The organism is Paenibacillus sp. YN15 (assembly GCF_003285005.1).
Classification (GTDB): Bacteria; Bacillota; Bacilli; order Paenibacillales; family NBRC-103111; genus Paenibacillus_AR.
The window spans coordinates 34,612-54,180 of record NZ_QMFA01000011.1; the positions used below are offsets into that span (position 1 = coordinate 34,612).

General features: G+C 60.1%; 9 protein-coding genes. All 9 read right to left on the reverse strand.

The genetic code is table 11. The features are described from left to right. Nucleotides 1-131: 131 nt before the first annotated feature. The 9 genes from DQG13_RS11355 to DQG13_RS11395 all read right to left on the reverse strand — a co-directional run bounded on the left by DQG13_RS11355 (nucleotide 132) and on the right by DQG13_RS11395 (nucleotide 19,511). Complete coding sequence (locus DQG13_RS11355; RefSeq protein WP_258525627.1) at nucleotides 132-1,370, reverse strand: metallophosphoesterase family protein; 1,239 nt, start codon at nucleotides 1,368-1,370, stop codon at nucleotides 132-134. A 273-nt stretch (nucleotides 1,371-1,643) separates the two neighbouring features. Beyond that, the gene (locus DQG13_RS11360) at nucleotides 1,644-2,603 is read right to left on the reverse strand and encodes an acetylxylan esterase (RefSeq protein WP_113019970.1); all 960 of its coding nucleotides are present in this window, start codon (nucleotides 2,601-2,603) and stop codon (nucleotides 1,644-1,646) included. Between the two features lie 116 nt (nucleotides 2,604-2,719). Beyond that, entirely contained in the window at nucleotides 2,720-4,099 is a 1,380-nt protein-coding gene (locus DQG13_RS11365) for an FAD-dependent oxidoreductase (RefSeq protein WP_113019875.1), read from the reverse strand. A gap of 108 nt (nucleotides 4,100-4,207) precedes the next feature. Continuing rightward, a complete protein-coding gene (locus DQG13_RS11370) occupies nucleotides 4,208-5,746 on the reverse strand; it encodes an FAD-dependent oxidoreductase (RefSeq protein WP_258525628.1) in 1,539 nt (512 codons plus the stop codon). A gap of 110 nt (nucleotides 5,747-5,856) precedes the next feature. Next, nucleotides 5,857-7,668 carry a sensor histidine kinase gene (locus DQG13_RS11375; RefSeq protein WP_113019877.1) on the reverse strand — a complete coding sequence of 604 codons (1,812 nt, stop codon included), beginning with the start codon at nucleotides 7,666-7,668 and terminating at the stop codon, nucleotides 5,857-5,859. Nucleotides 7,669-7,698: 30 nt separating this feature from the next. Then, nucleotides 7,699-9,327 (reverse strand): response regulator, encoded by a 1,629-nt coding sequence (locus DQG13_RS11380; RefSeq protein WP_113019878.1) that lies wholly within the window; start codon nucleotides 9,325-9,327, stop codon nucleotides 7,699-7,701. A gap of 140 nt (nucleotides 9,328-9,467) precedes the next feature. Continuing rightward, on the reverse strand, nucleotides 9,468-11,006 hold the full coding sequence (locus DQG13_RS11385; RefSeq protein ID WP_113019879.1) for an extracellular solute-binding protein: 1,539 nt from the start codon (nucleotides 11,004-11,006) through the stop codon (nucleotides 9,468-9,470). Between the two features lie 121 nt (nucleotides 11,007-11,127). Continuing rightward, entirely contained in the window at nucleotides 11,128-14,919 is a 3,792-nt protein-coding gene (locus DQG13_RS11390) for an S-layer homology domain-containing protein (protein ID WP_113019880.1), read from the reverse strand. Then, a complete protein-coding gene (locus tag DQG13_RS11395) occupies nucleotides 14,916-19,511 on the reverse strand; it encodes a cadherin-like beta sandwich domain-containing protein (protein ID WP_113019881.1) in 4,596 nt (1,531 codons plus the stop codon). Before DQG13_RS11395 ends, DQG13_RS11390 begins: the two co-directional genes overlap by 4 nt. Nucleotides 19,512-19,569: the final 58 nt, after the last annotated feature.

Sequence of the window (19,569 nt, forward strand, 5' to 3'; positions counted from 1 at the left end):
TGAAAACGGCCGGGCATCCCATTAGCGGAAATTTGCTTTCCGCTATTCTGCCGCCCCCAAGTTTGCGGCAGTCACATGCCGCCTCTCCCCCGACAGTTTAGCGGCCGCGCCACATCCTCCTTGCTTCCCGTTCACGGCTCCACCGTGTAGCTGGCCGCCGGAATCCAGTCGGCTGCCGTAAAGTCCCGTCCCCGGATGTGCACCTTGTTGCCGCTGACCTCTACCACCAGCCCCTCGCTTTTCTGCTCCTCCGCCGGGATCGGGGTGTCCGACGTATCATACGGAGACTGGACCGACGACGTATTCACCATCGTGAAGCCGTCCCGGATCAAGGTGCCGGGAGAGCCCAGCTCCCAATGGGAATGCCCCGAGAAAAAGACTGTTTGGGGATAACGCGAAAGGATTTCCTTCAGACGTTCATGCTGGATCACCGCCCTGCTGTTAAAATCGGTAAAGCTTCCGGCCACCGTATAAGGCAGCGGCTGATGCAGAAACACAAAAATGGGCTTGCCCTCCTCCGCCCTCTCTGCCATAGCCCCCTCCAGCCATTGCAGCTGCTTCTCCGACAGCCAGGCGTCCTCGGCGAAGCTGTCATCCGTCTGGCGGTAGGTTTCCGAACCTAGGAAAATAAAATGGTACCCTTCTATCCACGAATCATGGTACACCTTGTCATAACCGGTAAACTGGAGAAACCGGCCGATGGAGGCCTCCGGCGTTTCCCCATTGGGAAAATCCGCCTCATTCCATTTTCCCGCCGCATCCGTCCAAGCCTTGTAAAACTCATGGTTGCCGATGGTGTACACCACCTGCCCCGGGTAGGGAATCTCCCGCATAAGCTTGCCCAGCGTCTCGTAATCCCCGGGCAAGCCGTTGCCCAAGTCTCCGTTGATCACCAGCGCCTGTCCGGGCACATTTTGGCTTAGATCGGTTAAGGCCTTGCGGAGCTTGGTATGGGATTCCTTGTTCCACGCTTCCACATGGATATCGCTGATCACGGCAAACCGGAAAACAGACTGGTTCCCTACGGCGGGAGCTGAAGAGAGCTCCACCCTCTGGACCGAAGAGAACTCCCACGCTGAAGCTGAAGAGTGCTCCGTCCCCTGGACCGAAGAAGACGCCTGCGCTGAAGCAACTGCGGCGGCACCGGGAGCGGCGGCGACAGGAAGAACCCTCTCCAGCTTGGGCGAACCCGGCGGAAGGATCAGTTTGGGGGCGCCCGGTACCGGAGTATTTATAAAAGTGGTATCCCAACCCTGAGCCGCAGAAGCAACAGTCTCCGTTTGAGCCCCAGGCTCTCCGCCCATGCCGGATGAAGTAAGAGCCAGCACGGCAGCGAGAATAACCTGCCAGGCGGCGATATACAGTTTCATAGAGAAGCCTCCTTTTTTCAAAAGTCTCAGAAGGGTATATAGCGGGAAAGCGGCTCGACTTCTTGACAAACGCAGATGGCCAAAGGACGCCGATAGGCGCTTATCCTTGTGAGGTAGTTTTAAGTCTTTTACCCATAAAAATTCAAGCTTCCGCAAAATCTCCGAAAATTTTGTCCGAATTGTGTCTTCCCCTAACGCAGACGGCGCGGACAAACGCCAAAAAAGGCCTGCGGATAACCGCAAGCCTGCAAAGCTGTAAACCTATGAAACAGCCTAAAGCTGCTGCATAAAGGTATAGATCTTGTCATACATACCCGGCAGGCCCTCATGGCCAAAGTCCGGGTAAATCTCCACTTCCACGGGAGCCGTCATTTTGTTGATGGCGGCAAATTGGGTGGACGGCGGGCAAATATTGTCCATCAGCCCCACCCCGATCAAGGTTTTGGCCCGGATCCGGGGAGCCAGATTCTGGATGTCGATATAGCCCAGACGGGTGAAAATTTCATCCTCCCGCTTGTGCTGGGGATCGAAGTGGCGGAAGAAGGTCTTAAGCTCCACATAGGCGTCCTTGGCCAGGTCCATCTCCCAAACCCGCTTGTAATCGCTCAGGAACGGATACACCGGCGCCGCCAGCTTGATCTCGGGCACCAGCGCCGCGCAAGCGATAGTCAGAGCGCCGCCTTGGGACCAGCCTGTTACCCCTACCCGGGAGGCGTCCACCTCATCGAAGCCCATCACGATTTTGGCCAGCAGAGCCGTATCCAGATAAATATGGCGGAACAGCAGATTCTCCGGCTTGTCGTCCAGACCGCGGATAAAATGGCCGTGGTGGGTATTGCCCTTGACGCCGCCCACATCCTCGGACAAGCCGCCCTGGCCGCGGACATCCAATGCCGCGAAGGAATAGCCCATTGCAGCGTATTGCAGCTTGTCCTGCCAGTCGCCGGAATGGCCGGTGTACCCGTGGAAATGGAGAACCGCCGGGTGAGGAGCCGCCGCCTGTTTCGGGCGGATATATTTGGCGTGGACGCGAGCGCCGCGGACTCCCGTAAAAAACAGGTCGAAGCATTCGGCAAAAGGAGCGGAGAAGGCGGCCGGCACCAGCTCTACCTGCGGATCAACCGCATTCATTTCCTCCAGCGCTTGTTCCCAATAAGCGTCAAAATCCCCGGGTTTGGGGGTGATTCCCTGGTAGAGCTTCAGTTTCTCCAGGGGCATATCCAGCATAGGCACTAAGATCATTCCTTTTCGTATGGGATGATAATATTCCACCTTACTGTACAGGCCCCCCGCGCGGAATTCAATACCCTTTTTGGGTCAAATGTTAGCCGATTTGGACACCCCGCCCCTCAATCGGCCAGATAAGCTCCCTGCTCCCGGAGCTTCGCCCGAAGCAGCTCCGCAGGAACCAAGGCGGCTTCATAGCCGTGAAGCGCCGCAAGAGCGGCGGCCGCCCCGCCGCCGTGGCCGATGGCCCCGGCAATGGGGGTCACCCGGATGGCCCCCTGGGCCTCGAAGGTGGCGGAGATGGAGCGGCCCACCGTCACCAGATTGGCGATGCGCCCGTTTACCAGCGAGCGGTAGGGGATGCTGTAAATTTCCCCGGACTTCAGGTGCTTGATGGCCTTCACCCGCTCCTTAAACGCCTCCTCCCGCTCCCCTTTGGGAGGATGGATGTCCACGGGATAGCCGCCATGGGCGATGGTATCCGGAAAGGTCCGGCAGGCCAGCAGATCCTCCAAAGTCAGGGTATACAGCCCCTTGATCTGCCGGGAGCTGCGAACACCCACGGAAGGCCCGGAGGAAACAAGAACCGCATCCTCGAAGCCGGCTACCCGTTTTTTCAGAAAAGCCTCCAGCTCCCGGACATGCTTCCGGCCTTCTATCTCCGCCAGACTCAGGCTCCAGGGATCGGTGCTGTCGAAGCCGCTGATCCGGGAGGTATTGACAATCACCTCGCCGGGATAATTGGTCTCGAAGAACAGAAGATCATCCCGCACCCCCGACAGCTCTCCCAGCTCCATGGCCTCATGCATAGTGTTCACATAACCGCCGATGGACAGGCGCGGGGCCCGGTCAATCTTGTCCAGATCCCCCTCCAGGCGGGGAAATTCCTCCGGGTGCTGCCGGATATACGCCTTCACCCGGGCAATATCCACATTCCGCACCTTCATGTTCATGGTCATGGGCTGGGAGGCCCCGTCGGTTTCCCTGCCCTTGGCAAACTCCACCCCGGCCCAGGCGGACAAATCCGCATCGCCGGAGGCGTCCACGAACACCCGGGCTTCGATCCGGCCAAGCCCCGCCTTGTTGCACACGTCAATGGAGCGGATGCGTCCGCCCTCCGTCTGCACCCCCGCCAGCATAGTATGAAACAGCGCCTGCCCGCCGCTCTCCAGAAGCATCAGGTCCAGCTCATGCTTCATCCCTTCTGCGTCAAAAGGGGTCACCGTATAGGTATAGCCGGTGGTATCAAAGATATGGCCCGGGGATTTCCCCTTGGCCACCAGGCGGTCGATCAGCTCCCCGGTAATCCCCTGCACCACCTGGGTATTCCGGGAGTGGAAGGTCATCATCGGCCCTACCCCCGCCGCCGTCAGCATACCGCCCATAAAGCCGTACTGCTCCACCAGCAGCGTACTGGCCCCGCAGCGGGCGGAGGCGATGGCCGCCATAGCGCCGGCGATGCCCCCTCCGATTACCGCCACGTCAAAAATCTTCTCCTTCATGCCCCGTCTCCTTTCTTGTTCCAACAAGCCAAATCCAAGCCGGAGCGCCGCACAAGGGATGGATCTCTCCCGAATCAACCGCCTCTGCGCCTCCGCTCCGGCAAACCATCACAAGGGATTGCCCGTCACCTCCGGAGGCGTTATATAATCCGGGTCCAGCTCCACCACCAGCCCTTGGGCATCCAAAAGCGGCCGCAGCCGGTCATAAGGCACCTCCTGCACGCTCGTCCCCCCCTGCGCCGCAAGAGCCGCAGCGGTTCCCGCCGCCTGTCCCATAACCATGAACACAGGCTCCATTCGGATGGAGCCGTAGGCCGCATGGGAGGAGGACAGACAGACGGTCACCAGCAGATTGGCGCATTCCTCCCGGCGGGGCACCAGCGCCTTGTAGCTGATGGGAAAAGGGGCCGGCACCCCGGCCATAAAGCCCCCTTCCGTACAAAGCCGGCCGTCGCTGTCCAGGCAATATTGCGTGGAGTGGGAATCCATGGAGTAGGAGCCCATTCCTACGGAATCGCCCACCGTCTCCAGACGCTTCACCGTCCGCTCCGTCACGACCGCCTCTCCCCGCATCCGTCTGGCCTCCCGGACATACAATTGGGAGGGCCAATGGCCGCTCTCGGGGAATTCATCCTTGGGCAGCCCCCAAGGGGCATACTTGCGCCTTACCGCCTCCGGTACCCGGGGATGATGCTGGAGAGTCCAAATCAGCCCCTTCTGATAGGTTTCATGGGCCGTGGCAATTTCCTGCCGCCGGGCATACCCCGCCTCCGGATAATCATGGTTCATGCCGATGTAATCCGTGGAGAAGGAGCCGGTGTTATTGGAATCCGTCTTCTCCCCCGGCATCATGGTCAGCTTGAACACCAGCCCCTCGTAGCCCTGCTCCAAAAGGCGGAACAGAATCTCGTAATCCGCCTCCCGGTACCCCTCCGGCCGCTCCACGGGAACCCGGTTATCCGGATTGGCCGTGAGGCACATCCGGTAATTGTACGCCTGGGTTTTGCCGTCCCCATCCCCCATGGCGCCTCCGGAATCGGGGTTGATCCGGTCCAGCAAGCCGCTCTCCGGCGCCCCCGGAATCCGGTACGGGTCCACATGCGGAACAAGGGGAGTCGGCTTGCGGATGCCGTTATTGGATTCCCCGTAAACCCCGTTGCCCTCTCTGCCCACCGTATAGGACACCCCGGCCCAGGCCATCAGATCCCCTTCATAGGTAGCGTCGATAAATACTTTGGCTTTGTATACCTCACCCGACTCCAGCTCCAGCGCCGCAATCCGCGTTCCGTCCATAACCACGCCGGAGCGCTCCTTCAGACGCCGCCCGGTGAGCACCTCCATGCCGCTCTCCCGGATATAATCCTCCAGCACCCGCAGGGCCGCCGAGGGTTCAAAGCGCCACACGGGGCCGGGCCGGCCGTAATACTCCCCCAGCCTGTTATAAAATTCCCGCGACAAGCCGCCGATGGCCGCCGGGTCTCCGGCATCCGTCGCTCCCAGCCCGCCTGTGGTCAGACCGCCCAGCCGGATGCCCGGCTCCACCACAAGCACCCGCATGCCCATGCGGGAAGCCTGCACTCCCGCCATAATCCCCGCGGCGCTGCCGCCGTAAACCACCACATCATATTCACGCATATGCTTCTGCATCGCCACTACCTCCTGTGCTCCTCGCAAAAATCTCGTCTTCTCCTCTATTGTAGCGGCAGCGGCAGGCAAGACGAAGGTTCATTCCTTTTATTCCTTGTCGTATCCTATACTTATTTGGGCAGCTCCACACAGATGTCCACTACCGTTCCCTCGCCCGGAGCGGAATGGACGACAAGCCCGGAGCCGGGTCCGGCAAAAAGCCGTATCCGTTCCTGAACATTAAACAAGCCGTAGCCGCCGGGCTGGGAGCCTGGCGAAGGCTCCCTCAGAATGCAGCGGGCCGTTTCCTTGTCCATGCCAACCCCGTCATCGGCCACCGACAGCCGGTACCCGTTATCCGTTGCGGAGCCGGTGATAGTCACCATCCCTTTGGGCGTCTCCTTGTTCTGGATGCCGTGGAGCAGGGCATTCTCAATCACCGGCTGGAGGCTCAGCTTGGGAATGGGCAGCCCCAGCACCTCCTCATCCACCTGAATCCGGGACACAAACATATCGGAAAACCGGCTGGCCTGAATCTCCAGATAGGCCTTGGCCAATTCAAGCTCGTCGGATACCGTCACAATATCCCGGCCCTTATTGAGGCTCAGTCGGAAATATTGGGCCAGCGCCCCCACCGTCTGGCTGATTTCATCCGCATCCCGCCGGATCGCCATCCAGTTGATGGTATCCAGGGTATTGTACAGAAAATGGGGATTGATCTGGGCCTGGAGCGCCTTCAGCTGCGCCTCCCGCTCCCTTCCTTTGGCCTCGTAGGACTCTTCCATCAGACTGCGCACCGTGTTCACCAGACGGCTGACATTCGTCTCCAGACTGAACATCGGCCCGTTGGCCTGCAGCAGCTCTCCGTCCAAATTGGACAGCCCCTCCTTTTGGACCAAGGCTCCGATTTGCCGGATACGGCGGATGGTACTTTCCGTGATGATGGCGAAGATCACAAAAACGGCAAAAAACACAACCAGCAGAATGGTGATGATGCCCACCAGATTGGCTGCCGTCGCACTTTGCTTGACATGGCCGGACATAAGGGCGCTGTCCTGAATTTTGGCAGTTATTTTCCATCCGGTGACAGGAATGGTCTTATGGATCACATAAGCTCCTTCATCACGGAGCGCTTCAACTCCCTCCTCCCCCCGGGCCACAGCCTTCTGAATACTGTCTGATTCCGTAGTGCCGATGCGGCTTTTGTCCAAATGGGAAATCACCCGCCCCGAATTGTCGGCCACATACAGATCCATCCCCGGAAATTGGGCCGTCTCCAGCACCGAAGAAAGGATGGTTTCCGGCATATCCAGAGCCAGGACGCCGGCAATCTGCGAGAAGTCCTGGGGATTCTTGATCACCCTGGCGCAGGACAGCACATACATGCCCTCGGGATCATCCATGTACGTCTGGTAAGCCGTATCCACCCAAAAGATTTTCCCGTTGTTGGCGGCGGTCCGGCGGTACCAGTCCTGGTCGGCCACGAGGCCGATATCGAAGAAATTATTGTTATCCGAGGCGTAGATTTTGCGCCCGTCCACAAACAGCCGCACCTTCCGCACCTCGTCCCTGTTTTCCAAGCCGATAATCATTTTATAAAGCTGGCGTTGATCGTCGATCTGCACCGGCAAACCTCCCTCCGCAGCGGAACGGCCTACCAGTGTGTGAAAATCCGGGTTCATGAACAGCAGATCGGACATCTCCTTCACATTGGACATCCGGTAGGAAATATTCGCCTCCACCTGGCGGATGGCCTGGAGAATGGAGTTGGTCACCTCCGTCTTCATGGCCGTGGCGGAGCGGTCGGAATAAATCTTCTGGAACAGCAGCGCGGGTACCAGCACCAACACGAAATAAGCGATCCAAATCCGCTTGTGTCTGGCCAACAGGCTGAGGAAAGGACGGATATTGCGGAAGAGCTTTGCTGCCGCATGATTGGGCATGGTATGCTTCTCTCCTTGGGAGCGCCCCTGCTACCCATGCATGTTGCGGTACTCGCTGGGGCTTAAACCCGTATATTTCTTGAACATTTTGCTGAAATAGCTGGGTTCGGAATAACCGATGGCATAGCAAATGTCATGCAGCTTGCGGCCCGGGTCCTTGAGCATCCCCATGGCTGCCTCCATTCTCATTTTGGTGAGATAATCATTGATAGTGTAACCGGTTTCCTGTTTGAAAATGAGACAGACATAGGTGGTGGTCAGATACACCTCCTTGGCAACGTCGGAGATGGTGAGATTTTCATGGAAGCGGGCCTCGATGACGGCTTTGATCCGTTCGATGACGTTTCTGGATTTGTTGGTTTTCCGTTCCCCGATGTGGCGGCAGACCAGGCCGAGATACCCGGTCAATGCCTCCTTCATGTCGCCGATGGTTTCCAGCTTCATAATGCCGTCGCGGAGTGTCTCCTCCGCCTGGTCCAGCTCCTCATGGGCCAGATCGATGTCCAGCAGAAACTGGGAGGTCAGGAGCAGCAGGTCCAGACAAATCAGGCGGCAATACTTGAGATTCAGCCTGCGGTTGCGGAGCAGCTCCTTAAACAGGCCGTCCACATAGGCCATCATGGCCGATTCATCCGAACCCTTCAGAAGGGCGGGCAGCTTGTCGCAGGTTTTGCGCACGGTCCGGAAATCCCAGTCCCCGGGCATATCCAGCTGGTCAATCAGAATCAGCCGGTTCTTGCCGAGAAAAAGCTTCTGGTGCAGAGCGTCTCCGGCATGGCCGAAGGATTGGCTCAATTCCTCCAGCCGCCGGACGGAGCTGCCCACCCCGATGGAGATGCTGAGATTCATCAGCCTTTGCAGAAAATCATCCAGACTGTTTTTGATTTCCGTCAGCATTTCATACAGGGAATCCTTTTCCGCCTCTTCCTTCATACACAGAATGGCGGCAAATTCCCCTTTTTGATGCTCGAACACATATCCGTGCATATAACGGCTGACAATTTCCTGGCAAATATTCTGGATGGAAAAGGAGGTCAGCTCCACCTCCCGGGGAGACAGCCGCTCGAAGAGGATTTCCTGGTCGTCCAGACTGATCAGAATGGTGGAGTACACCGCCTCCCGGGGAAAGGACAGCTCCAGAAAGTCCAGCTGCTTCTCCACATCCCCCGGCTGCGTCCCGCCATCCTGCAATAGCCGCGCCAAAAAACGCTCCCTTAACAGCGGAAGGCTTTGGGCAAGGCGGGCGTTCATCCGCCCCAGCATTTCCTGCTGCTCCTTTTCCGAGTCGGCCAGCTTCACCACCTTATCGAAAACCGTGGCCATTTCATTGCGGTTAATGGGCTTCAGCACATAATCCACCGCATCCATCCGCAGGGCGGACTTGAGATAATCCACATCGTCGTAGCCGCTGATGAACACAATCTTCACATCCGCGTCCAGCTCCCGGATTTTCCTGGCGAATTCAATTCCGTTCATCTTGGGCATCTTAACATCCGTCAGCACAATATGGGGCTTCAGCTTGTGGAACAGCTCCAGACCGCTGGCGCCGTCCCCGGCCTCCCCCACCACCTCGATTCCGTAGACGGACCAGTTGAAGCAGTCCCTCAGTCCGGAGCGGGTTGACACTTCATCATCCACAATCATCATCCGGTACGCCATGCTGCTCACCCCTTTTTCATCATTGTAGCAAAAACAGCGCCCCAAAGTCTGTTCCGTTTTTTTGCGGCAGGGCAGTTCGGTTAAAGCTGCAGAAGGGACCGGCAGCTGCTGACGGTCCCCTCTTCTTATTATGGACGCAATCAGAATTTCATCGCGCTTTTATTCTCGGCATACCAGGCGTTGATGGCGTTGGTCATTTCCGTTCCGCCCTGCTTCTGCCACTCGGCAACGAAATCCGCATACAGCTTGTTCAGATCCTTGGTCTCCACCATAGCCTTGACCAGGAAATCCTTCTCCATTTTATCCAGGGAGAGCCTGTATTTCTGCACCTCCGGCAGGTTGGTGGCGTAGTTGGTATAGTCCGGATGCACCCAATCCTTCTTGATGGTGCTGTTCATTTTCTCATAGGAGGCAGCCATTTCCGGTGTTTTCCGGGCACGGGCCTGCCACATGGAAAATTCCTTGCCGGCGTTGACGGTTCCGGTAAACTGCTTGGAATTCTTCAGCTCGTCGAAGGCGGGCAGTATGGGGAAATACTTATTGTCTTTAATCTCGTAATGAACGCCCTTTTCTCCCAGATAGGTGCTGACGAAAATCTCCGGATCAGCCCGCAGGTTCATGAATTTCATGGCGTGCTCGGCGTTTTTGGAGGTTTTCGGGATGGCCTCATAGGTTTGGGCCTCCTTCCTCTGGGTCAGGTAGGGTTTGCCGTTTGCCCCCGCCAGCACGGTAACGAAATCCATCTCCGCTTTGGGGTTGTTCTGCGCCAGCGCCGGAAGCAGGTCGGGTATGTCGTAGAAGTAGGAAGGTACCAGCGATGCCGCTTTGCCGGAGGTAAATTTCTGCTTGGCGTTCTCCGACTTGTTGATGGGGAAATCCTTATCCATCAGCCCTTCGCTGTATAGCTTGTTGATAAACGCCAGATACTCCTTGTATTGGGGCATCTGCACCCGGGGCACCAGCTTGCCGTCCACCTCGTACCAGGTGGCCGTGCCCAAGCCAAAGGCGCTTCCAATGATCGAATTGAAGCCGTCCTCCGCCCTTCCTGTCATGGGAACGATATTTTTTGCCTCCTTGATCTTCTTCAGAAAGGCGTAGAAGCTGTCCAGGTCTTTGGGAATCTGCAGACCCAGCTCGCTCAGCACATCGGTCCGCACCCCTACTCCGCCCTGGAGCAAGCCGTAAGGATTGTCAATGTCTCCGCCGCCCTCGAAGGGGATGCCGTAGGTTTTGCCTCCGGCGGAGGCCGATTTCCAGCCCATATCGGAGACGGCGGCCTTGATGTTCTTGCCGTCCTTGGCCAGCAGCTCATCCAGGGGAGCCAAGGAGCCGTTGCCTGCCAGTTGGGAGAACTGGGCCGTGGACAGCCGGACAATATCGTATTCGCCGCCGGAGGCCATCTCCAGCATCAGCTTCTGGTCCGCATTGTCCTTGGGCAGGAGGAAATATTCCACCTCATAGCCGGTTTTCTCCTTAATCCGCTTCACCGCCGGGTCTGTATTGGGGTCAAAGGTCTGGTAGGGCATCAGCACCTTCAGCACAGGCTTCACCTCTGCGGTAGGGACCGCAGTAGGCGAGGCTCCCTGCTCCGTTTCGCCGGAGCTGCCGCAGCCCGCCGCCAATGCTCCGAACAATGCCGCTGCAGTCAGAACGCTCACCAGGGATTTCATCTTTTTCATTTGTCGACACCTCTTTTTGTTTTTGTAAGTGATTTCATTATAGTGATTTCATTATGACGGGTTTTCCCCGTTCGGGGTAGAGCAAAGCTTTCGATTTCTGGTTCAATCGTATAGTTTTGCATCAGGGATTCATGAAACGGGCCTTCACCAGCAGCCGTTTGACCATAACGGCGGCCTCCGCCCGGGTGGCTTCACCCTTGGCGGCCAGAAGACTGTCCGTCCGGCCCTCCACAATTCCGGCCGCCGCTGTCCGGGCTATGGCCTCTGCCGCCCAGTCCGAGAGGAGACCGCGGTCTTCAAAGCGGGCAAGAGCGGCTTCGGAGCTGTCCGCCGGAACGGTTACTCCCGCCCAGGCCAGGGCGTTGTCCATCATCACCGCCAGCTCTTCCCGGGTAACAGGGGCATCGGGGCGGAAGCTGCCGTCTCCGTTGCCATGGATCAAACCGGCGGCCAAGGCGGCTCCCACTGCTCCGGCCTGCCAGCCCTCCCCGGGCACATCGGTGAAGCCTGCGGCGCTGCGGAGCTCCTCCTTCAGCCCCAGGCCGCGGACCAGCATGGCGGCCAGCTCCGCCCGGGTCAAGGACAGGTCCGGCCCGTAGCTGCCTTCGGCTTGGCCCCGGACAATCCCTCTGGCGGCCAGCATGGCGATATCCTGGTTGCCCCAATGGGAGACGGTATCGGCAAAGGGTTGCCCGGAGGAAACTGCCACCGCATAGAAGCCGCTTCCGGCCTCAAACAATTCCCCGCTCCAAACCGTGCCTTCACGGTGGAAATAAGCGGGCATATAACGGATGGAGCCGTCCGCCTCCACCTTCACGCCCGCCGCCAGCTCCGGAGTGAAGCCGGGCAGGGTTACGGGCAGGGTCCGGGAGGCCGATGAGCTGCCGTGGCTGCCCACAGGCAGCTCCAAGCTCCGTTCCCCCTCTGCAGTGGATACCGCCGCCCGGAATTCCGTCACTGGAGAGGCCAGCGCAAACTGGGCGCGGAGCGTCTCCTCCGCCTTTGAACCGGCGGCGGATGCGATTATGAGCCGCAGCGTCGCTGCCTGCCCCGGTGTTTCCGGCAGCTTCGGAAGCGTGCCCAGGGGAACGGTATAAGCGCCCAGGGGCGAGGAAACGGTGAGACGGACAGGCAGAGAGCGGGACGACAGCTCCGCAAGAGCGGATAAGGGCAGCTCAACCGCCGCCTGGGTCAGGGTCCGGCCTTCCGGAGCGGAAACCGGTATGTCCACCTGGCTGCCATCCTCCCCCAAAGCCTGCCGCAGCTCCTCTGCCGTCACCCGAACCAGGGCCTCCAGCCGGTTTTCCCGGCCGGGGGAAAGCTCCGGGCTCTTTTCAATGCGGCCGGGGACGATCCTTGCGGCAGCCTGGCCGGCAGCGGCACCATTGCCGCCACCGGAGGGGCCGCTGCCGCTATCGCCGGAGCCGCCGCTCTCCCCTCCGGAGGCTTCGCCGACGGTAACGGCGCTGTGCTGCCTGCCCGGTATCCACTCCATGCCATTGGCCTCCGCCGCCGCCGTTTGCTCCAGGGTTACGGCGGTTTGGCCCGGGGCTTTGGCCAGGAAGGTGAACCGGAGAAGGGGACCGTCCCGGTCAATGGCGCTGTCCGCCCCCAACGCCGCCGCCATAATCCGCACCCGGCCAGGCGATTCCTGGCCCGCATACGTGATCCGGGTGACGCTGTTCAATGCTGCGGCATCCTTCCATTCCAGCATTTGCGGGTCAAACCCGAGGACAATATCCTGGGCCTGGATGCCCCGGGCAACATGCCGCAGACTGTAATCCAGCGCCAGCTCCTTCCCTGTCCCTACCGCCGCTTCGGGCGTCAGGGCGGCGGTGAGCTCCCGGGCAAATTCCACCCGGTAGCTGGCCTGGGATGAACCGTCCGGCGAGGACACCCGGATCTGCGCCGTGCCAGGAATGGAGTCCGCTTGGGTCACCTCCACCTGGAGGCGCGGATCATTGACTATGCCCTCAATCACCGGAGACTCTGCCGCATCCACGGGAAGGAACACCTTATATCCGGCCACCGCCGGATCAAAGGCCTGCGGAACCTGCGGCAGGGAATCATCATACGGGTATTTCACCAGCATCAACGAATTCCAGGCCTGAAGAGGCTTGCCGTCCAGCAGCAGACCGGTCAGTTCGGCGGGATTGTAATAAACCGAATGGGGATCGGCCAGGCCTTCCTCCGAATTGATCTGAATGCCGGACAGCTCCAGGCTGCCCGCCGTATTCCCCTTCAGCACCGCCCTCAGATAGATGCTGTCCGGCGGAAGCGCGGAGGAGCCTGCAAAGGCGCTTTGCCAGCTTCCCGGCTGTCCGGCAGCTCCCGGAGTGACAGCCGTCTCCACGGCAGTCCAGTCCGTTCCGTCGGCGGAGGCATAGAACTCCAGCTTGCCTGCCAGCCCATCCGTATGAAACAACTTGGCGGAGAAGGAGGAGATGGGTTTGGCCAGGCGGTACACCAGACTTCCGTCCGCTCCGCTTGAATTCACCGCCCGGGAGGTATCCCCTTCGGCACGGGAGGCTGCCCCTTCACGGACAAATTCCAGATTAGAGGTGCGGGAATAGGTTCTGCTCCAGTCGTTCAGGTAATCGGTAACGGTTTTGGGATTGTACAGGTTGGCGAAATAATGCCAGGTCGGCGTATAGGAGCCGTCCTGCCGGACCAGCCACACTCCTCTCAGCTGCTCCATCCGGGCCACCTTATAGCCCCGTTCGTCGGGAGTGAGACTGTCCAGGGTAATGCCGTCCTTCAGTCCATTGTCGTACAGCTCCCAGTAGAGGGCAAAACGGACGCCCATCTGAAGGGCATATTCCAACTGCTTGCGGTTGGCCACAAGCTGGGCCCGCCCGGTGGTTTCATTGAACTCATTATCTCTGCCCGGACTCAGGGTAGCCTCGTAGTTGTTCTGCGGGAAGCTCTCCGGCTTGTTGTAGGTGGTTTCGTAGGCGCCGAATTCCCCCAGCATCAGATTGTCGGCTCCGTAAAGCGCGCTGTCCGGGGCTTTATCCTTGTAATAAGCCAGCTTCGCCAGAAGCTCCTGCTCCTCTCCCGGCAGCCGGGTTCCCCAGGTGGACAGGGAATACAAATCCATATGGGTGTGAGGCACCACCTCATCCACCACCAGCTTGTGGTCGAACACCTCACCGCCCGCGGGAATCCGCGTTACCTCCAGAGCTCCTGCCACCGTCACGCCTATGTCCCCCGCTTCCAGGCGGGCCCGGTTAATTCCGTCCTGACGGGCGTTGGACCAGTCGATCATCCCCTGAATGGCCGTGGGAAGCTGGGCAGGCGGGGTTTCCCAGGCCCGGAGGGCATTATCCCCCTCCCAGTTCTGGAGCAGGAAGGTTTTGCCCGTGTGGGCAAATCGGGTCAGCAGGTAACGGGTCAGCTCATAAAACTGCTCCTCCACCCGCTCCTTTTCCGCCGGGGAGAGGCCATCCTTCCAGATGGTGGTCAGCTCCGCGCCGCCGCCGGAGCGAAGGGGCCCGAACTCGATGGCCTCAAAAACAAACACCTGAAAGTCCTTCTCCAGGAGCTCCTGGTAATGGGGCAGCATGAGTATCTCCAACAGCGACTGCGGACCGTCCGGCTGGCCAATGTTGGCCGGCCACTCCGAATTGTAGGGATAGGATTCCTGAGGTTTGGCGGACAGCCACACCTTGATGCTGGAGGAGCCCAGAGACAGCATCCGCTCTGCGCCTTCGTTTAAGAAGTCCTCCTCCCCGAAATAATATCTGCCGCTGGTATGGGTGGAGCCGAGCACCTCCTGCAGGGGCGGAGTGACAATAACCTGCGGGGTTTCAAGGGCCGCCGCTTCTGCGTTCCTGACCCCGCCGGGAAGTCCCGGCAGGCCGGAAAACAGCAGGGCCACCGAACTCAGCAATGCAATAGCCTGCCTTCTCATGGCTGCGCTCCTTTCTCTGTATGTTCGGGAGCAGAGGCGGCCCGGATGGACAGGAAATCCACATCAAACTCATCCACCCGGCCGTCCTGGTTAAAATCCGCCGCAGATGCGGTTAACCATCCGGCCGAATCCGCATCCTTGCCGTAAGCGGCGGCGGCTATGGCCACATCCCCCACTGCACCCCGTCCGTCTCCGTTAAGGTCTCCCGTGGTTTCCGATATAGCCATCCGGCCGAACACCTGGAGGGCGGTCTGCAGGGTGGAGAGCGCCTCATTGATCTCCGCCTGGCTTGCCTCCCCGCGGACGGCGGCCAGAACGGCTGCATCATACGGCGCCTGCAGCCTGGCCCTGGCGCCTGCCACATATTGGCCGGGCAACGTTCCCTCGACGGCAGCCTCCAGCAGCCCCTCCGCTTCTTCAATCGCGGCCAGCAGGTAGGTTTTGTCCGCAACAGGGGTCACTATGGCGGTCATCCGCTGCGCTGTTCCGTTCACGCCCACGGCCATGTACTCCTCACCAGACAGGGTTGCCGCCCGGAGGTCCTCGGAGGTGCCGGAGGCAGGATGCCGGAACCACATCACGCCGTCATCGGAGAGCAGCACGGTTCCCTTGCCGCCCACCGCCACAAAACGGCCGTCGAGATAAGCGGCGCCATAAAGATTCTCTGTGGTGCCGGACTGCCTGCTCTGCCAGTTTGCTCCGTCCGGGGAGGTGAGAATGACGCCATTGTCGCCCACTGCCGCAAACAGTCCGTTTCCGAAGGCAATGCCGTTCAGCGTGGAATCGGTGCCTGTAGACGGGACAGAGGCTTTGTCATATTTGACAAAGGTGAGAAAATCGTCGGTGGTGAGAATAGTTCCCCCCAAGCCGGCGGCTACGAACCGCCCATTGCCATAGGCGACCGCGTACAGATCCTTGGAGGTGTTGGTTTTCACCCCTCCGTAAGAATACTTGGAGTCATTGTTGTACATCCGGAAGCCCATGTCCTCTCCATAGTGAACCAACGTTCCTCCCTGTCCCACGGCGAGGAACCGCCCGTCTCCGTAAGCAATCCCGTACAAATGCTTGTTGGTGCCGGTTTTGAGGCCGCTGCTCTCCTTGGAGTACAGGGTCCAGGAAGCCGGGTCGGCGGGAGTTTTGCTTACCAGCACAGCGCCGTTGTGGGCTGCCGCCGCATACAGGCCGCCTCCCGAGGCAACGCCATTGATGGATGAGGCGGCAGGGAATTCAGGCTGCAGGGCGCGGCTCACAGTGGTCCACTCCTCCCCATCCCGGGAGAGCCGCAGGATTCCGTTGGCGGTATCCTGCGGGCCGTCCGCTCCAACGGCCAGAAACCCGCCGTCAGCCGTCAGCACATCCTTCAGCACACTTGCATCCGTCTCTCCGCCTGGGCCCGGTCCCGGCTCCCCGCCGCCGTAGAAGTAGGCCGCCAGCTTAGGCATCCACCGGGCTGCATGCTCCCGCTGCCCCGCTTCATTCAGATGACTGGGCTCATCCGTGCGCCGGTAGCCCTCCCGCAAATCATCCGTATCCGCCCCCAGGAAGGTGTGGGGAACATGCAGCACCGTATTGCGGTGCCCCTCCGCCACCGCCTCCATTCGCTCCGGCCGGGAGACGGAATAGGGGGAATAGGAGACCACGGCAATGCCCCAGGGCAGCTCCGGATTCCACCCGGCGTCGGCGCGGGATTGCAGGATAATCCGGGTCAGCCGCTCCTCGTATTCCAAAGCGGTGGTGGCCCTGTCCGAATCTGTCTCTCCCTGGTGCCACAGCACCGCTTTGGCGCCTCCCAGGCGGTCTGCCGCATGAAGCGCCTGCTTCAGACGCGAATACAGGGAATTCTCCGCTTCCGGCAGCCACTGGGCGACCACCGTGCCGCCCTGGCCGAAGCCGATGATGCCCACGGGAATATTAAGCTCGCCAACCAGCTTTTCGCCCAGAAGAGACCAGGTAGAGCCCATATTGCCGTTCACCCCATGAAGCGGGTCCTTGGCAAAAGCGGCGTCTGCGCCCAGACGGCTGATGGCGGCCACCCGGTCATCGGCGGGAATCATGCGGGTGCCCCCCGAGTTTCCTGCGTTGGACTGGCCTCCCACCAGATAAACATCGCCGACCCCCACCTTTTCCCGGGAGAGGCGGAACACCTCCCCGCCGCCGCTCAAGCCTCTGACCTCCAGCAAATACCAGCCGCCCGTCTGAGCCCGTACGCTGTCACGGAAGAAAATATCCCCGGTTTCCGCGTTCTTCTGAAAATCCAGCGGAGTCCAATCCACAGGTGCTCCGCTCCAGTCGGCCCCTGCCGCTTCCATCACGGTCAGCCTGGCCTCCACCCGGTCCGCTGCCGGAGCGGCGGCAAACCCTTCCACCCGGACATTCCCCCATCCTTCGGCATCCCGCTGGAACACGGCGTAGGAGCCGGGAAAGCTAATGGCGCCGGATACCGCGCCGGATTCGGACAAAGGTTCGATGCGCATATGATCCGCCAGCATTTCGTGCTGGGTGCGGAAGCCCGCCTTGCCCCAGCCCTGCCAGTCATTGGCGGGATTGGTCCATTCCACTGCCGGGATGCCGTTCACATAACCCTTGACCGTGTTCCCCAACACCTCTACCCTGAGCCTGTTCCATTCTGCGGGGTTAACGGCCAGCACTTGGCTTGCCGCCAGTGTCCGAGTAGCCTCTCCGCCGGTTCTGCCCTGAATCTCCGCCTTGCCCGTTGCCCCGTTCAGGGACAGCGTATAGAAGTTATTTTCGTCCAGCACCTTGAAGGCCAAACCGCCTCTGGACGAAGCCGCATTCAGCTTCACATCCGCCTCATAGCTGTAATCCGTCCAATAGGAACCGTCCGGATAATAATAGGCAATGGAAATATCTCCGTTGTACTTCAGCCGGTAAACCCGGTTGTCCGGCTGGTCCGGGTCCGCCTCCACACCGCCGATGCCGCCGTATGCAAACCAGCCTTCATTGGCCCCGGCTCCCTGGAAATCCTCACTGAAATATCCGGGTTTCTCCCGCTTGACATTCACTGTATAAGCCTCCTTTGCCGTTCCGTCCTCGGCCGTCACCTCCAGGCGGATTTCATTGTTCCCGAGGGACAGGGGAAGCTCTGCCGCTTTCCCCCCGGCCGCAGGCTGGCCGTTGATGCGCAGCTCCGCCCCGCTGTGCCGGGTGGTTCCCGAAACCTTGACATACTCTGCCGGAAAATGAGCGGCCGCCGCATATTCCTTCACCCCGCTGTCAAAAGCCGGCGTCAGAGCCAGCCCCGCCAGGTCTATCCCAGCCAAAGCCGCATCGGCGGAGGCCGCAGCCTCCCGGTGGATGTGCAGGGTATAGGTCCGGCTTACCCCCGGCGCTTCCGCATACACCTCCACAACCACCGTATTGGGACCGGTGGCAAGGGGGAGGGTCCAAGCGCTGCCGGGAGACGGCGCCTCCAGGCCATTCACCTTCACTGCGGCCCGGGGGTCCTCCGCCAGGGCTGCAAGCTGCAGGGTTTCGACGGTTTTGGATGCGCTTCCAGAATAGCTCAGAGCATCGGGATGAAAGGCGGGCTCCAGGGTTACGCCGCTCCCCGGCTCCAATGCCGCCAGCCGGGCATTGCCGGACAGGGTATGGACGGTTATTCCTCCGTCTCCCACGGCCACAAATCTTCCCTGGCCATAAGCCACGGACCGCAGACGGCCGCTTGTTCCGCTTGCCTCCGCCGTCCAGCCAAGGCCATCCGGCGAGGACAGAATCGTGCCGTTGTCCCCGACGGCCATATACACCCCGTCACCGTAGGCCACGGCCCGCAGGGACTGCTCCGTTCCGGTCTGCTCCGGCGTGAGTACGGTCCACGAAACGCCGTCTTGGGACAAAGCCACAATGCCGCCGTCGCCCACCGCGATATAGCGGCCGTTCAAATAAGCCACGCCGTTCAGTTGGCCGTTGAAGCCCGGCGGAGTCCGGCTGATCCAGGCGCCGGAGGCGGTTTGGGCATCCGTATTGGTCATCACAAGCCCTTGGGCGCCTACAATGACAAAGCCGTTTTTGGTTCCGCCTTCATCCGTGACCGGCCCCGAAGCTGCACCGTACACGCTGGCTGTAACCCCGGCGGGGCTTTTGTTGGACCAGCTTGCCCCAACAACCCCCGTATGGGCGCGAATTTGGCCATTGTCTCCCGCCGCCAGGAACTTGCTGCCGCCGGAGCTTGCCCCGTAGACAGCCGTCCGGTAGGCAGTGGCATTGGAGGTGAAGCTGCTCCAGCCGCTTTTGCCGTCCACGGATAATTGCAGGGTTCCGTTTTCACCCACTACCAGATACTTGTAGGCTCCCTCCGGAGTGCTGCCGTAAGCCGCCCCCAACAGGTGGCGGGTATTGGTCCCCGCTGCAGCGGCGGTCCAGGAAGCCCCGTCCTCCGAGGCGGCTACGCCGCCGGATTCTCCCGCCGCAAAAAATTGCCCGCCGCCGAACACCACCGCGTTCAGGCCGGAGGCGCCTGCCGTGCCTGGACTCCAATGCGCCGCATAAGCCGATGCCGCAAAGCAATAGCTGAAGAGCAGCCCGGCCAGCAGCAGGGACGGCCATTTCCGCAGGGCGCAGTTTGTTGCCGACATGCTTCTCCTCCCTTTTCCGCTCAAATAATGTATGATCTACAAGAGATTGGGAGGACCG

Excerpts from the sequence above, each read along its gene's own strand:
- DQG13_RS11355 (WP_258525627.1), bottom strand. The coding sequence starts at position 1,370 with ATGAAACTGTATATCGCCGCCTGGCAGGTTATTCTCGCTGCCGTGCTG.
- DQG13_RS11365 (WP_113019875.1), bottom strand. The coding sequence starts at position 4,099 with ATGAAGGAGAAGATTTTTGACGTGGCGGTAATCGGAGGGGGCATCGCC.
- DQG13_RS11370 (WP_258525628.1), bottom strand. The coding sequence starts at position 5,746 with ATGCAGAAGCATATGCGTGAATATGATGTGGTGGTTTACGGCGGCAGC.
- DQG13_RS11375 (WP_113019877.1), bottom strand. The coding sequence starts at position 7,668 with ATGCCCAATCATGCGGCAGCAAAGCTCTTCCGCAATATCCGTCCTTTC.
- DQG13_RS11380 (WP_113019878.1), bottom strand. The coding sequence starts at position 9,327 with ATGGCGTACCGGATGATGATTGTGGATGATGAAGTGTCAACCCGCTCC.
- DQG13_RS11385 (WP_113019879.1), bottom strand. The coding sequence starts at position 11,006 with ATGAAAAAGATGAAATCCCTGGTGAGCGTTCTGACTGCAGCGGCATTG.
- DQG13_RS11390 (WP_113019880.1), bottom strand. The coding sequence starts at position 14,919 with ATGAGAAGGCAGGCTATTGCATTGCTGAGTTCGGTGGCCCTGCTGTTT.
- DQG13_RS11395 (WP_113019881.1), bottom strand. The coding sequence starts at position 19,511 with ATGTCGGCAACAAACTGCGCCCTGCGGAAATGGCCGTCCCTGCTGCTG.